This is a genomic window from Bacillus sp. es.036, assembly GCF_002563635.1.
Classification (GTDB): Bacteria; Bacillota; Bacilli; order Bacillales; family Guptibacillaceae; genus Guptibacillus.
The window spans coordinates 529,937-545,602 of sequence record NZ_PDIZ01000001.1 but is presented as its reverse complement, the minus strand read 5'-3'; the positions used below and the strand labels follow the sequence as shown (position 1 = coordinate 545,602).

Here is a 15,666-nt window from a genome sequence, read left to right as displayed (position 1 = left end):
CAAAAAAGGGAACGCTCTTAATTAGCGTTGCCTTTTGGCTAAACTTATTTTCTTGAAATCGATACGCGGCCAACAGAACGATCTGTTGCTTTACCAGTTACTTTAAATTGCAAGCCATATTCAGGAACATTTCTTCCTGCATCCGGCAGCGCTTCATTCAAATAGCTCTTGTCATCGTTAAAGAACTTAACGAATTATTTTCTTATCAGTCATTGTGCGACCAAGGAGATCAGTGTAGTCAATGAACATTTTTTCATCTTTACGAGCTAACCGTCCAACTTCCAGGACGGTTTTTCTAATTCTATTGATAAGCCCCTCAGCGTTAAAAAAACAAACATTTCATTCATCACGGAAATGATGGTGTTGCATACATTAGTACAAGCAAAGCTTTTAACAATTTATGTACAAGCTGCCTAGAAAAAAGTCTAAAGAAAGGAAATGTGAAATGCCATATATTCAACGTTTTACAACAACAACTGATGGCGCGATGACGTTTACCGGAAACACACTGGGATTAAGTAAGCAAAATAATACATTAGCCGCAGGAACACAAGGCTCAATTGGTTCTTTTATTACATTGCAAAATACAGGTGTCCCTACTTACCCTACTCCCCCTCCTGGTACGACACAAAATTATACTGAGAGTTTATCATCTGCTATTTTGCATATAAACAACGTTGCCGGATTAAGTAGAGTTCTCTATGCTGAATTAATATGGGAGGGACAGTATCTCACTAATAACCAGGACATCTCTGGTTTAATTGATAATCCCATTCAATTCGTCGATCCTTCCGGCAATGTTTATAGCATTCCCCCCGATCCAGCGACCTCGTTTGAGCAAGTCTTTAATAACGGTTCTGAAACAGTAGGTTATTATGTAAGGTCTCGGGATGTAACGAGTATCGTGGCTGCTCAATTAGAAGGCACTTATTCTGCAGGAGCTGTACCTGCATTATTAGATCCTGCTTCGAACTCCAATCATGCTGGCTGGACGCTCGCTGTCATTTATGAAGATCCGACACAGCCTCCAAGATTTATGACTCTCTATGTCGGGCTTGAAGCGATTATTTCTTCTGGCACTCCAGTAGACATTACGATAACGGGCTTTAACACGCCGGTTTCTGGCCCCATTAATGGCCGACTGTTAGTCAGTGCTGGTGAAGGAGATGCTTCCATTACGGGTGATCAGCTACTGTTTGGTCCAACCGTTCCTACATTAACGACAATTTCAGGACCGAATAACCCTGTAAACAACTTTTTCGGGTCCCAAATTAACAATGATGCCGGTAACTTAGATACTTCAGGAACTTTTGGAGATCGGAACGCTAATCCTTTTACAGCAACCAACATCAATGCTGGTCGACAAGGATGGGATATTACGAATGTTGATGTCTCCTTCGCCCTCATCAATAACCAGACTTCTGCCGTTGTCCGATTAACAACAGCGGGTGATGGTTACGCTGTAAATGCTTTAGGTGTTCAATTTGATGTAAATGCACCTGTTTTTGAAACGGTTAAATCAGCTACGCCTTCCTCTGTAAACGTGGGAGAAATCATCACCTACAATGTATCGATTACAAATACTGGGCTTGTACCAGCAGAAGTCGTTCTCTTTGATGACTTTTTAATTACGCCAGGCGGAACTTTTGTACCAGGTTCACTAATTATCAATGGAATACCAAATCCAGGAGACCCAACGGTAGCTCCTATTCCTCTTGGAACAATAGATCCAGATCAATCCGTCGAAATTTCGTTTCAGATCCAAGTCACTTCTTTACCGGAGGGATCCATTTTATCGGATACAACCGAACTGTTCTTCCAATTTGAGAGCTCTCCTGGTGGTCCGGTATTTGAAGGCGTTAGTATTAGTAATCTCGTTGATGTGCTCGTTCAATCGCCAATTCCCCCGATTCCAAGTGTACCAGTCAACTATATTGGACGTTGTAAGAAGTGCCAGAAGAAAAAATCAGGCTGTCGTCAGTGTAGACGCTGTCTGTAAAGATCAAAATGCAATCAAAAAAGAAGGAGCGCTAATTTGCGCTCCTTCTTTCCTTTTATTTTTTTGTAATTAGAACTCGTCCAACAGAACGATCTTTTGCTTCACCTGTTACTTTAAACTTCAATCCATATTGTGGCACATTACGGCCAGCATCTGGAATCGCTTCGTTTAAGTAACTCTTCTTATCATTGAATTCTTTTACAAATTGGTTCTTCTTGTCAGTTAGAGTGCGGCCAAGAAGCTCGCTGTAATCAATGAACATTTTTTCATCTTTACGGAGACTGAATGCTGCATCATGGATTTGATAACGCGTTTGCGCTACTGTGCCATCACTCCAGAACAATTCATGTTGGTCAGCATCAACTACGCCAAGGTAGCCTTCTCCTGGGTGAATGCCTGTCCAGTTATCAGAGTATTTATTATCCGCATACCAAACAATTAAACCTGGATCATAAGACATCAGACTTGCACCGCGTGAAATGTGATCCAACCCTTTATCAACACCCTGGTGGTTTCTCCATTCAAGAAGATAATAGTGTTCAGATACTTTAATACCATCATCTTTCGTAAATCCTTGTAGATCAACCTTTGGCTCTCCTTCAGCATTATCAAAGAAAAGCTCATTGCCATCCGCCGTTACGCGAACATCATCCACATAAAAACCAGGGTTAATTGCTGCACCATCAGTCCAGTAATTGATTTTCACCTGAACGTCTTTACCAGCATAAGCACTTAAATCAAAGGAAGCATCAATCCATCCATCTGATTTACCCGTAATGCCGTCACCCGGGTTACTATCGTGTGGATTGGTTTGTGTTGTAATGTTACCAGGAATTGTATTCCAATTCTCACCGTCTTCACTCACTTGAATGGAACCATAATCCCAGTCTTCTTCAATGTCATACCATGTTTTGAACGTTAACTCTGCAGATGCAGCACTTGAGAGATCGACATTCATGACAGCCGAATTGTCTAAATCATTGTCGCTTCCACTGAAATATTCATAGTCACCACTGAATGGTTCGTTAATGACCGTTTCTTTATCTGGCAGGTTAATACGAAGCGCATCAAGGTTTGTCCCTTTCGTATTCGCCTGATCAAGATAAACTTCTAAACCTTTTTTATCAATGTCTTCTAAATCTACTTCATCATACTTCAACCAGTTTCCATCTTGAGAAGCTTGTAGAAACTCCTTCGACCATGCACTAAAACCAGTCGGTTCCGTGCCTGGAACTTTTCCTGCCCAGCTACCGCTAGCCATAATGGACCAGTAAGCAACCGCTTCTCCTTCACCTGAGTACTGCGTATCATATTCATCAGGTAGACCTAAATCATGACCATATTCGTGCGCAAATACGCCGGCAGCGCCGTCGGCAGGCTCGATTGTGTAGTCGTACGCATACATTGAGCCTTCACCCCAGTAATCGACTTCTGGTTCTGGAGATCCTTCAATTGGGAAAATCCCTCCAAGATTCCAACGGTGGGACCAGATCGCGTCAGGTCCAAGTTGGCCTCCGCCTGCTTCTTCCCCAACAGCCGAGTGAACAACCATTAAGTGATCAACTAAACCGTCCGGCTCACGGAAGTCTCCGTCGCCATCAAGGTCATAACGATCTTCCTGATCATAGTCTGCTAGATTTAAATCCGGGTCTGCAGCGGCTGCAGTAAGAGCTTCCTTCACAAGTCCACGTGCATCCTTATCACTATCATCTTCAGTAGGAAAGTTCCCACCGTATTCAGCCGCATTTTTAGATGCCATATACCAACCAGCAACCTCACCATTCACGGTATAAGCGCCATCGCTTTGCTCTTCATAGAATTGCTTCATAGATACGAGGTTTTCCCCATTCGGCCCTTCATACCCGTCTTCGCCGAAAATCATATCTTGATAATGTTCTTTCACATAGTCCTCATAGTACATGTCCGATTCTTCTGGCTGGATGCTGTTATGAGGAAAATCTGGGAATTCAACAAGCAGAACGAGGACGTTATCTGATCGAACGTCTCCGTCATATTCTTCTTCAACAACCGGTGCAAGGTTTTTACCACCTTTACTATATTTCCCCTTCGCTTTATCCTTGTTGCCATTTTTTAATTTTTCATTAATATCAGCTTCAACCTCAAGCTTCTCATCTTCTAATTCACCACTAGAATCCTTTTCTTGAAGTGATTCTGATTTCTTTTCCAGAAAACTTTCCAATGCTTGTTCGGCATCCTCTGCTGAAGCATTCTTTGAGATTTTGCCGGACTCTTTTAGCATCTCAATCAATTTCTCTTCATTCGCAATCGCGAGATCAAATGGTCCTTCCTTATGTACTGCTTCTTTCTTCACTTCCTGCTTTACTGGAGTTGTGTCGGTTTGAACCGCTGCGCTTGCGCTAGGTGTTGAAAATGCACTTAGCGTTAACGCGGCAATCATCGCCATCGACAATACGTTTTTCCCTTTCAAAATCCCATTCCCCCTAAAAATGTTTTTTACAATAACTTTACAATAATCTCACTATATCCCTTTATCTGAAAAATTTGAATGATCCGAAAGTCACGACGTTCGGCAATTAACTTTAAAATAAACGTATTTTACTAGAAAAATGACAATATCCTACCAAAAGTAATGGTTCTAAAGTATTGCACTTCACCGTTACTATTATTTTTTCGCAATAACGCTTCGACACATTAAACTCAAAAAACCAAGGGTCAACGTAAATCGTTGACCCTTGGTTTTCTATTTACTATGCAGGTATATTAATTACCTTCTCTTTGAAGATCTTGCTGAATTTGCTTTTTTAAATCCTCGATATACTTCTCACTTAGTTTCTCATTTATTTCAGCATTTTTTGTTTTTTTCTTCAAATAATCTTCTAACGCCTCGTGGATTTCCGTACCGCTAGCATTGTCTGGAATCTCACCAGAATCCTTTAGCATTTTAATGATTTTCTCATCATTTGCGATCATCTTAATCTGTGCAGAGAAATCACTTTCCTTTTCTGCTTCTCGACTCGTTTGCTCCGAATTTTGACTTGATGAGTTAGAGCCCTTCTCTTCCATACTTCCACAACCAGTTAGTAAAGCGGCCACCAATAGAACGAACAAGATTTTCTCACGTTTCATGGAGTCTTTCTCCTTCCATTGATACGAACTTTCTTTACTAGACGAGATCTCCCTTATAAAAGTTACAAAGGGCTAGTAAACTCCAATAAAAACAAAAAACCCACCAAGTGACGTTTTGGTGGGTTTCTCCTAAGTATTTAAATTTTGCACATGAAGGATAAAAAGCTAAAAAACCCCTCTCTACCTAATCACCATTCCACGACAATAAATGTTAATGGCAATAATAGCACAACCGCATTGACAACAATGCCCGCTACAGCTAGTTTTCTTTTGGATAAACGATACGCAATCGTTCCTAAAACAATGCCGACGGCACAAATTAGGATAGGGAAAAAGATCGGAAAGATTTCGATCGTTGTAAGTTCAATGGCTCCAGAAAGGAAGCTCCCAGCTATGATTGCCGCAAGAAAGCCTGCCGCTATCGATACAATTGATATAAATGTGCTACTTCCATTAATTGATGTAGGTGTTTTCGTCATCCTGTTGCTCTCTCCTTTGGTGTAACGCGTCTCTCTATTAACTAGTTACCCGAAACCAAATGGAGATAATCTTTCTAATGTTTTGATTCAGACAAGAGCTGCATTTCTAATAGTTGTGCTTTCTCATTTAGTTCTTCATCCGCTTTCAACAACTGAAACAGGCCTCTCATCACAATTTCATCAGGATTTGATTTCCTGGATTCTTCAGAAATACGATCGGTCACTTCAAGATAGTAGTGCGACTGATCGAGCTGATGAATGCTTTCATAAAGACTTTTCCATGCGTTTTCTCTTTTTTCAAATGAGGTAAATGCGCCTTCGCGATCCATTCCAACAGAGAACGGACGCATCATCTCATCATCAAGAAGAGGATTACTTTTTCCAGCAAGATAATCTTTTGCTAGAATATCAATCTGCCTGACAATGTGTTTACCAAGTTGATCAGGGGCGAGTTCATTTTCAGAAGAAATCATTAAGCCGGTATATGACGTGTAGATGGATTGCGTCATCCACATTAAATCCCATTTGTATGGTTCAATCTCGCTTCCATATAAATCGATTAAATTTCGCTCTAACCAGCTAAACAGGCGTCCTCTCATGCGATGCCCCATTCCTTCTAGCTTCTCGCTGCTTTGGGCAGACTCTCCCCGCATGTGCATTTTCATATACGCTTTATATTCTAATATACCTTCAAATTGAACTTGAAACTGTTTTGCGAACCGTTCATATGGGGGTAGATTCCCATCTAACCCCACGACAAAAGCCCGTTCAAATACAAGCTGTTGGTAATGTTCATAAATCGAAATGATTAAATCTTCTTTTGACGGAAAAAATGTATAAAGCGATCCCTTAGACACACCGACACTATCCGCAATTTGCTGCATGGACGTGTGGGTATAGCCTTGCTCTGCGATCAATTCAACTGCCGCCTCTAATATTGCCTTTCGTTTATCCATATCGTTCACCTCGATGTCTTCTTTCAACAGAATACACTACTTCATAAGTGAAATGATAGTCACAGTGTGTCCTGTGATAAGAGTTACGTTGCTATTATTTAGTAAAGCCTTGCTCTATCATACGTTAGACACAATTTTTGCCCAAAATCTATTTTCAAGCACACTCATTTCTTGACTTCTTAATTGATATCCGTAAAAATGACTATTGAGTCAAACACATTAAAACTTTATATTTCAACAAATATGGGGTATAAATGACATCAGATTGACCGACCAGTCGAAAACGAACAGAGGAGGCTCTTCTATGCTGAAATGGATTTTACAACGCTCCAAGCTTTTCATTATCTTCATCCTATTATTTGTCATTGTTGGAGTGTTTACATTTATTCAACTTCCACAACGTGAAATTCCAGAAACAACGGTGAATATCGGAACGATTAGCACGGTTTATCCTGGTGCCACGGTAGATACGGTTGAACGATCAATAACGAACCCAATCGAGTCATCACTTAGTTCGATCGATGGGATTGCAGAGGTCACATCATCTTCTGCAGCTGGCTTTTCAAACATTGTGGTTGAAGTCGCAGAAGGCGAAAGTAAAAAAGAAGTATTTGGTGACGTTCGCCAGGCCGTTTCCGATGCCTCTACTTCTTTCCCAGAAGAAGCTTTCGAACCGGATGTGAATGAATCGACGGCGAAAATGCCGATTGTTTCCTATCATCTGACAAGTGATAATCGCGACAATCTCTTCTCCCTACAGGAAGAGTTAAACCGCTGGAAAGATGAAGTAGAAGAATTATCAGGCGTTTCCGGCGTAACAATCAAAGGACTGCCTGAAGAACAAATTTTAATTGAATTAAAGCAAGATGAACTAAAGGATTCTGGGCTGAACGTAACCGACGTTCAAAGTGCGATTAACAATGAGTACTACCCAACGCCTTTAGGAAAACAGGAAATGGATGATAAAGTCGTTCAGCTTTCTGTCGAAAATTATGACTCTCTTGACGAGATGGAAGAGCTGTTTGTTGGTAAAAACCCTGATGGCGACGCGGTTTACTTAAAAGATATCGCGACAGTCGAAGTGAGTCCAAAAGAACTTGAAGATATCATCACATTTGAAGGGAAGCCTTCCGTATCCTTCACGGCTTATGTTAAATCAGGTGAGGACATTCCTACTGTTGATGAGCGTGTAAGTGATAAGGTGGATGAATTATCAGAAGGTCTCCCTTCTAACGTTGAACTTGAGCCTTATTACTCACAAGCCTCGATCGTAACGGATATTTTTGATGGCTTGTTCTTATCACTAGCGATTTCTGTTCTAGCCGTTATTGTAGCAACGTCCCTTGGACTTTCTGGATCTGGTGCACTTGTTGTTGCACTAGCAGTTCCAATTTCTGTCCTTATGGGCTTTATCCCTCTGCCGTTCGCTGATGTGGACCTTAACCAGATTTCCGTAATCGGGTTAATCATCGCACTCGGGATTATCGTCGATGACTCTATCGTAATTAACGATAACATCCAGCGAAGATACAAACTGGGCGACAAAGGCATGATGGGAGCTGTCAATGGCGTTAAAGAGATTTGGGTTTCGATCGTCACCTCTTCTCTTGCGATTGTATTTACATTCCTGCCGCTCATTTTCCTTTCAGGCGGAAACGGTGCCTTTATTCGCGCCTTGCCTACGGTACTAATTACAACAATCATTGCATCAACGCTTGTCGCACTAATCTTTGTACCGATTTTACGCTACTTCTTAAGCAAACGATCGAAGAAGCCAATGTCAGATGCACCAGGGCTATTAGGAAAACCGCTAAATAAACTAGCTGATGTTTATGCCGATAAGCTTCTAAAGAATTTTTCTAAAAAACCGATCCTTGTTTCTATTCTTGGCCTCGTTCTTACAACCGCCATTTTTGGGTTAGTTGTGTTAACACCGTTTGAATTCTTCCCGGCAGCAGATAAGGAAGAAGTAACGGTTGATATTACCCTACCAATTGGAACCCCAATTGAGGAAACGCACGATACGCTTCAAGAAATTGAAGACAGATTAAAAACAGATGACGGCGTTTATGAAACAAGCGTCTTTACCGGTACAGGTACGCCGGGACTCTTTAATAGTTCCCTAACGAGCACCGGTGAAAATACTGGCCAAATCGTCGCTCGCGTTGATCGTGAGAATCAAACGACGCAAGGTCTCATTGACGATTGGACAGATAAATTAAGAAATGAATATCCAGATGCAGAGATCTTTATGGAAACGATCCAACAGGGTCCTCCAGCAGGTGCACCTGTGACCGTCACCGTCTCTGGACCAGAAATAGATAAGCTAATTGAACTTCGAGATAACCTAAAAAATGAAATTGAAGGACTTGAAACGGACCTTGTCGTCGATGACGTTGGTGACTTTGAACCTTCAGTTGAATACGTTCCAGACCGTGATGCCCTTGAAGAAAACGGCATTACAGTTAATCAAGTTAGTCAGCAAATTCGTCTAGCAACAGCAGGCATTCCACTAAAAGCATTTGATAACGGCGTCGTGAAACGCGACATGAACATCGTGCTTGAAGGAAGCGAAGATGAAGTTGATCTCTCAAACCTTGAGCTTCCTGCTGCTTCCGCTTCTTCAGGCGGACCTCCTGAACTGATTTCGTTAGATGAGCTTGTCACAACAAAAGAAAGTGAACAAATTCAAAAGATTCCTCACATTGATGGCGAACGCTCGATTACGCTTCGTGCCTTCCCGAAAGACGAGGAGAATTACAAAGAAAATGTAACGGAGATTGTGGAAGATCAGCGTGACCAGCTTGATGATGCTGATTACAGCATGACACTTGGCGGTGAAAATGAAGCACAAAATGATTTCTTTGCGGAAATTACGGTTCTCTTCATTATCGTTCTGTTCTTAGTGTATCTGTTAATCGCGCTACAATTTAATTCACTATCGCTACCGTTCCTTGTACTCGTTGCCGTATACCTTGCGATCGCAGGTGCCATCCTTGGTCTATTCGTAACGCAAACGCCAATTAGTTTCCTTGGCGTGATGGGAATGGTGTCACTCACAGGTATTGTCGTTCGTAACTCGGTTGTGCTTATTGAGTTTATTGAACAAGCCATTAAGAAAGGCATGGATGTGAAAGAAGCTGTCATTGAATCTGGACGTGTACGTCTTCGCCCAATTATTCTTACAGCCATCACATCAATCGTTGCCTTAATCCCAGTTGCGGTAAGTGGCGATGCGCTCTTTACACCACTTGCGGTTACGATCATTTCAGGTATCCTCTTCTCAGCTGTACTCACACTGATCATGGTGCCGATGCTTTACCTCGTGTTCTATCGATTTAGAAGAAAGAAACCAGCGCAAGAAGAAATGTAAGTAGCATAAAAGCGCTCAGGACATGATTCCTGAGCGCTTTTAATAGGTTATGGAAACTATACCCAATTATCCTTATAGTCGTTTATATATCCCTCCATTCTCCTCGGTTTCTTATTCGTCACCTTCTCATATTCGTTTGTGATCCCCTTCGCTAATCCTAATTTTGTCGGAAAATGAATCCCGACTACCACATCAATGAATTCCTTTTCCACCCCTTTTTTCAACATAAACTCTTTAAATTCTTTAACAGTTGGATTCGTGTAGTGAATCTCCACTTGAAGAACGTCCGTCATTCGTTTAGCAACATCAAAGAAATCCAGAGCCTGATCCCCTGTAATGACATAGTTCTTATTCTGATGATCCTCTGGATGTGTTAAAACCATCGAAGCTACCTCCGCAAGGTCTCTTGTATCAACAAAACTCGTCTTTCCTTTTCCAGCAGGAACAAAAATTCGGTGCCGTACTCTTAATTCATCACCAAGAAAGTCATTCAGGTTTTGCATAAAATACCCAGCACGAATAAATGTATAAGGAATCCCCAGCTTTTTAATCATTTTTTCATTTTTAAAATGATGAATAAAAGGCAGGTATTGCACATCCTTAACTGACAAATAAACAATTTGTTGAACGCTTTTTTCTTTCGCTGTTTGTAGAAACTTCTCAAATTTCATATCACCGCCAGGCGGATAAATGAGGAATACCTGTTCAACACCTTCTAACGCAAGGTCAAACGTGTTTGAATCAGAAAAGTTCAGTTCAACGAAATGGTAGTGATCCCCAAACCTTGATGCTGCTTTTACTACATTCCTCACCGCACATTTCATCGCCACGTTCATTTCTTTCAACTTCTTTGCAACTTCTAGACCAACTTTTCCATTGAAACCCGTTACTAATATAGACATTGCTTTCCTCCTTATAAAGAAGATAATAGATAGCCCTTTCTAGGTAGATAAGATAGCTTTTCAATAAATTTCCTAACGATTAACAATCAAATCTCCCTCTTACTCCAATTTTCTTGAGTGCAATCCGTTTCAACTTTTATGAATGAATACGCTTATTCTATTGTATAGTCTATATGAAGTACATTCTCCACATAATCAATGACTGAAAATATGCATTTAATTGATTATCCTTTCAACACCACTCAAAAAAGAAAGTTTACAGATGCCTTTCTAACTGTACAATAGGGTTAGGATAAAGGAGTGAACTATGAAACCAATTTTACACACCATTTTATTTCACTATTTAAAATTACTCTTACCAGCTTTTCTTTTTGTACTCTCTGCCATTCAAATCACGTCATTTCTATCAGACGTTCATGTAAGTCTTCTATTAAATGAAGTAAATCAATTTAATATAGGAAAACTTTTTCTCGTGTTACTCATTACAATGGGGGCAGTTAGCCCAATGTTTTTATATGATTCTTTGATTTTGAAATCATTGCAAAAAACATTTCCAATGAAACAACTTCTGAAGCAATCGTTTATCGTTAATGCCGTTTCAAATTTGATTGGATCTGGTGGAATCGTTAGCAGCATGCTTCGAAACTATTTTTATCAAACGGAGCAGGACGATCACAGTGAACTATCAAAGAGCATTGGAAACATGACCTACTTTTATTTAACTGGTCTATCTCTTCTTGCGCTAATCAAGATGATCACTTACAGAGAAAGTCCCTTACTCAAAGAAATTCCCTGGCTTTATTTGGTTGTGATCGTCGTTGGACTTTATTTACCTGTTCTCATTTTTTCGTTCTTGTGGAACAACTACCGGACGCGCTCTTTTGGCACGAAAACGAGGCTTCAGCTTATCGCGGTATCATTCCTGGAGTGGAGTTTTGCGTTTCTTGCGATCTGGCTATTAGCAACAATGCTTGACTTAAGCATTTCATTTCATGACCTTTTCCCACTCTTTGTGATCGCTGCATGTGTCGGCATTGTTAGTATGATTCCTGGAGGTCTCGGTTCATTTGATCTCACTTTCATCTGGGGCAGTCAGCTGATTGGTTTACAAAATGAAAAGGTGCTTTTCCTGCTCATTTTATTTCGCGTTGGTTACTTTTTCTTCCCATTTTTACTAGCGATGATTCTGTTCGTCAGAGACTATTGGGAAAAGTGGAATGCGAACTGGGATAACCTCCCGATCGCACTCGTACAAAGACTGAGCCACGTATTCATCACTTTGTTAGTCTTTGTATCGGGATTAATCCTACTCTTATCTGCTGCTTTACCCGGAATCATTGACCGACTAAAAATTCTCGAGGAAATGCACTCGATTCCGTTTCTAGTTAATCTCTCACACCAGCTTTCTGTCGGAGCAGGCTTTGCGCTACTCGGATTATCCAGAGGCATTGAATACAAAGTGAAACGAGCCTATTACCTGACGATCGTTGTCCTTTTCTGCGCGGCTGCATTTACATTTTCAAAAGGGATTGATTATGAGGAAGCCATTTTCCTATTAATTGTGGCATTCATACTCTATCTATCAAGAACGCGCTTTTATCGTGAAAGCTATGTGTTAACATGGAGCAAAACGATTATTGATGCACTCGTTATTCTTTTCATTACGTCGATGTATGTTTTAATTGGGTACATGAGCTTGCCGTCTTCAACGAACGCGATTCCGTCGCAAGTGTTGCCCTATCTGATTACGGATTACCACACGTTGTTTTACAGTGCATTAATTGGATTGTTGATTGCGCTACTTGTCTTCCTTATTGGAAACGCCGTGATTAAACCTAAAAATCCAATCCAGAATTCCGAGCCTAAGCAAGATCCTCACATTCTCGAGCACTTAACAACCTATCGCGGCAATACATTAACGCATTTAGTATTCTTACACGATAAATCGCTGTTCTGGAATGCCAAGCGTACGGTATTCCTAAGCTTTCAACAATCGTCTGATAAACTTGTCGTCCTTGGTGATCCGGTTGGAGAGGAAAACGACTTTTCAAATGCAATTGATGAGTTTCAACAGCTTGCAGATATTCAAGGCTTTACGCCAGTCTTCTATGAAGTGAGCAATGATTTGCTTCCACTTTTACACGAAAAAGGGTTTGGCTTTTTTAAACTTGGTGAAGAAGCATTCGTTGAATTGGAGCAATTCACCTTATCCGGTAAGAAAATGAAGGCGCTACGCGCAGTTAAAAACAAATTTGAACGTGAAAATTATCTGTTTGAAATCGCAACACCTCCTCATAGTGAAGCGCTATTGAATAAACTGAAAAATGTATCGGATGAATGGCTACAAGGAAGGAATGAAAAGGGGTTTTCGTTAGGATTCTTTGACGTTGATTATTTGAATAAGTCGGAGATCGCCATCATGAAAGAAAATGATACGATTATCGCCTTTACTAGTCTTATGCCAGTCTACGATGGAAATAAAACCATTTCTATCGATTTAATGCGCTTCCTACACAGCGCCCCGTCTGGCACAATGGACGTTATGTTTCTTTCATTATTTGAATGGGCCAAAGCAGAAGGCTATCAGTCTTTTAACCTTGGCATGGCTCCTCTAGCAAATGTGGGTCAATCCAAATTTTCTTTCCTAAGTGAACGCATCGCTGCCCAAATCTTCCTACATGGCCATATCTTCTATCACTTCCAGGGCCTGCGGAAGTTCAAAGGAAAATACGCTCACACCTGGGAACGCAAATACCTCGCCTATCGCAAAAAATCCTCCCTCCCCTTTACAATGGCGCAGGTCTCGCGATTGATAAGTAAGAAGGGGAGTAAAGGGTAAGGGGGGGGTCAGGTACGTACCTGACCCCCCTTACAAACAACTGTCTCTCTACGACGGACAGCGGATTTATTTCGCTTAAGCTTGAGATGGAACTAAAAAAAGCTGCTGGATTTCCGGCAGCTTTTCGTTTTGGCCAATAAAAATAAGATTTAGCCAATATATTCTAATTTCGGCCAATATATTTCAGTTTTGGCCAATATCCTGAGAATTCGGCCAATAAACCACTGCCACCTATCCCTTAAGCCCTCATCCACTTCCAAATCTCACGAGGGCTAGCATTCTTTCCATACATTAAGATGCCAACTTTAAAGATTTTACCTGCCACCTTCATGCATATCCAGGAAGTTAGAAGTAAGAGACAAATTGACCCGATAATCTGTTCCCATGGCCATACTTCCAGTAGAGAAAGACGGAAAATCAATGTTCCAGTTGCCGTAAATGGAATATAAGAACCAATCGTTGCGGCCATTCCATTCGGCTCTTCTAATACAGGAAGAATGAAAAGCGAAAAGGAGAAAGGCAACATCATAATCGTTCCTTGAAAATTACTTGATGAGGTTACATCTTCAACTGTTGCTCCTAGACCAACGAGTAACGCTGCAAATAAAAAGTAACCAAGCAGTGCAATGAAAATCAATACGATCGTTTTTGGCAAAATCAAGTATTTCAGGATATCCAGTCCTAATTTCCACGCTAAGAATGGAAGAGCACAGAACAGCCAAATGAACACCTGTGACACTCCAAGCAAAAAATAGCCTATGATTTTTCCTTGCATTAATTCGTATGGTTCCATTGACGATAAAATAATTTCAGCCACTTTCTCTTTCTTCTCTTGAGAAGCACTCTGAAAAATCAGCATGCCTGTTAATAGAACGGAGAGAAAAATACTACCGGAAACAATTCCGGGCAGCAAACGGGCGTTCAACAATGAAGCCATCCCACTGGAGGTCGATCCCCCTGATATCATCGAAGGTAAAAAACTAAACAATATGATAATGATAGGTGTCATAAAAACGGAGATCAAAAAAGACTTATTGGTCATGTTCCGCTTAAACTCCCATTTCGCAACTTTCAAACTATTTTTCATAGCTCAGGTCCTTTCTGCCACTTGCGATGCTAACAAAAATGTCATGTAGAGAGATTCGATCAAGGCGAAGCTCTTGAATGTCTAGTTTTTTCGGAAGAGTGCTCAACCACCTGGTCAGCTCTACCTCCTTTTCAAGGAATAGAATCGACGTCTTGTTTTTTGCTCAATTCGGTCAACCATAGGAATCGTTTCTAGTAGGGAGCGGGTATTTTCTCCACGAATCGTGCATTTGTAATTCGAAAACTGTGCTTTCACATCATGGATTGAGCCCGTCACTACCTCTTTTCCTTTATGTATAAATAAGAGCCGATCTCCTAACGTTTCGATAAGATTCATTTGATGAGAGGAAAGTAAAATCGCAGTACCTTGTTCCGCCAATTCTTTGATTTCTTTTTGGAAAAGTTCCTGACTAACAGGGTCCAGACCTGAAAAGGGTTCATCAAGAATGAGGATTTCTGGCTCATGAATGATGGAAGCGATGAACTGAATTTTTTGCCCCATCCCTTTCGATAATTCGTCCATTTTCACTTTCTCTTTATCTTCTAGACCAAACCTCTTTAAATAAAACTTAGCACGTTGCTTGGCTTTTTGAATAGGATAATCTTTTAAATCTGCAAAATAGAGGAGGATATCGATTACTTTTACATTTTTATAAAGACCACGCTCTTCAGGTAAGTACCCAATCCGCTCCGGAGGGATTTTTTTCATAGACTCTCCTTGATAAAAGATCTCTCCTTCATCGGGATATAAAATCCCCAAAATTGAACGAATTGTCGTAGACTTTCCAGCTCCATTTGGTCCAAGAATCGCCATAATCTCGCCTTTATTAACGTGAAAGGAAAGATTTTCAATGATCGCTCCATGTTTAAATCGCTTACCAAGTCCTTTTACCTCTAGCACGCTAGCCATCAGCAGACTCCTCT

The 15,666-nt window shown here is 40.8% G+C and carries 10 protein-coding genes and 1 pseudogene; 3 read left to right on the top strand and 8 right to left on the bottom strand.

Annotated elements, in window-relative coordinates; translation table 11 throughout:
- Nucleotides 1-44 precede the first annotated feature (44 nt).
- Nucleotides 45-176, bottom strand: a pseudogene (locus ATG70_RS22955) (hypothetical protein); the annotation flags it as partial.
- 269 nt (nt 177-445) lie between these two features.
- Between ATG70_RS22955 and ATG70_RS02905 the strand changes: the two are divergent.
- The gene (locus ATG70_RS02905; protein WP_179886161.1) at nt 446-1,999 is read left to right on the top strand and encodes a DUF11 domain-containing protein; all 1,554 of its coding nucleotides are present in this window, start codon (nt 446-448) and stop codon (nt 1,997-1,999) included.
- A gap of 55 nt (nt 2,000-2,054) precedes the next feature.
- Here ATG70_RS02905 and ATG70_RS02900 read toward each other — a convergent pair whose 3' ends face one another.
- From ATG70_RS02900 to ATG70_RS02885, 4 genes are all read right to left on the bottom strand, one after another.
- Complete coding sequence (locus tag ATG70_RS02900) at nt 2,055-4,451, bottom strand: immune inhibitor A domain-containing protein (RefSeq protein WP_098442872.1); 2,397 nt, start codon at nt 4,449-4,451, stop codon at nt 2,055-2,057.
- Between the two features lie 290 nt (nt 4,452-4,741).
- On the bottom strand, nt 4,742-5,107 hold the full coding sequence (locus tag ATG70_RS02895) for a hypothetical protein (RefSeq protein WP_098442871.1): 366 nt from the start codon (nt 5,105-5,107) through the stop codon (nt 4,742-4,744).
- 188 nt (nt 5,108-5,295) lie between these two features.
- Nucleotides 5,296-5,586, bottom strand: a complete 291-nt coding sequence (locus ATG70_RS02890) for a hypothetical protein (protein ID WP_098442870.1) — start codon at nt 5,584-5,586, stop codon at nt 5,296-5,298.
- A 74-nt stretch (nt 5,587-5,660) separates the two neighbouring features.
- The gene (locus ATG70_RS02885; protein ID WP_098442869.1) at nt 5,661-6,542 is read right to left on the bottom strand and encodes a TetR/AcrR family transcriptional regulator; all 882 of its coding nucleotides are present in this window, start codon (nt 6,540-6,542) and stop codon (nt 5,661-5,663) included.
- Nucleotides 6,543-6,846: 304 nt separating this feature from the next.
- Here ATG70_RS02885 and ATG70_RS02880 point away from each other — a divergent pair, with 304 nt between their 5' ends.
- On the top strand, nt 6,847-9,915 hold the full coding sequence (locus tag ATG70_RS02880; RefSeq protein WP_098442868.1) for an efflux RND transporter permease subunit: 3,069 nt from the start codon (nt 6,847-6,849) through the stop codon (nt 9,913-9,915).
- 56 nt (nt 9,916-9,971) lie between these two features.
- On the opposite strand, the gene ATG70_RS02875 is transcribed toward ATG70_RS02880, so the two are convergent.
- Entirely contained in the window at nt 9,972-10,817 is an 846-nt protein-coding gene (locus tag ATG70_RS02875; protein WP_098442867.1) for an SDR family oxidoreductase, read from the bottom strand.
- Nucleotides 10,818-11,124: 307 nt separating this feature from the next.
- Between ATG70_RS02875 and mprF the strand changes: the two genes are divergently transcribed.
- A complete protein-coding gene (mprF, locus tag ATG70_RS02870; RefSeq protein WP_098442866.1) occupies nt 11,125-13,656 on the top strand; it encodes a bifunctional lysylphosphatidylglycerol flippase/synthetase MprF in 2,532 nt (843 codons plus the stop codon).
- A 238-nt stretch (nt 13,657-13,894) separates the two neighbouring features.
- Here the strand turns inward: mprF and ATG70_RS02865 are convergent, their stop codons facing one another.
- Complete coding sequence (locus tag ATG70_RS02865; protein WP_306472720.1) at nt 13,895-14,593, bottom strand: ABC transporter permease; 699 nt, start codon at nt 14,591-14,593, stop codon at nt 13,895-13,897.
- A 270-nt stretch (nt 14,594-14,863) separates the two neighbouring features.
- Nucleotides 14,864-15,652, bottom strand: a complete 789-nt coding sequence (locus tag ATG70_RS02860; protein WP_306472678.1) for an ABC transporter ATP-binding protein — start codon at nt 15,650-15,652, stop codon at nt 14,864-14,866.
- Nucleotides 15,653-15,666 lie beyond the last annotated feature (14 nt).

Excerpts from the sequence above, each read along its gene's own strand:
- ATG70_RS02905 (WP_179886161.1), top strand. The coding sequence starts at position 446 with ATGCCATATATTCAACGTTTTACAACAACAACTGATGGCGCGATGACG.
- ATG70_RS02895 (WP_098442871.1), bottom strand. The coding sequence starts at position 5,107 with ATGAAACGTGAGAAAATCTTGTTCGTTCTATTGGTGGCCGCTTTACTA.
- ATG70_RS02890 (WP_098442870.1), bottom strand. The coding sequence starts at position 5,586 with ATGACGAAAACACCTACATCAATTAATGGAAGTAGCACATTTATATCA.
- ATG70_RS02885 (WP_098442869.1), bottom strand. The coding sequence starts at position 6,542 with ATGGATAAACGAAAGGCAATATTAGAGGCGGCAGTTGAATTGATCGCA.
- ATG70_RS02880 (WP_098442868.1), top strand. The coding sequence starts at position 6,847 with ATGCTGAAATGGATTTTACAACGCTCCAAGCTTTTCATTATCTTCATC.
- ATG70_RS02875 (WP_098442867.1), bottom strand. The coding sequence starts at position 10,817 with ATGTCTATATTAGTAACGGGTTTCAATGGAAAAGTTGGTCTAGAAGTT.
- mprF (WP_098442866.1), top strand. The coding sequence starts at position 11,125 with ATGAAACCAATTTTACACACCATTTTATTTCACTATTTAAAATTACTC.
- ATG70_RS02865 (WP_306472720.1), bottom strand. The coding sequence starts at position 14,593 with ATGGCTTCATTGTTGAACGCCCGTTTGCTGCCCGGAATTGTTTCCGGT.
- ATG70_RS02860 (WP_306472678.1), bottom strand. The coding sequence starts at position 15,652 with ATGGCTAGCGTGCTAGAGGTAAAAGGACTTGGTAAGCGATTTAAACAT.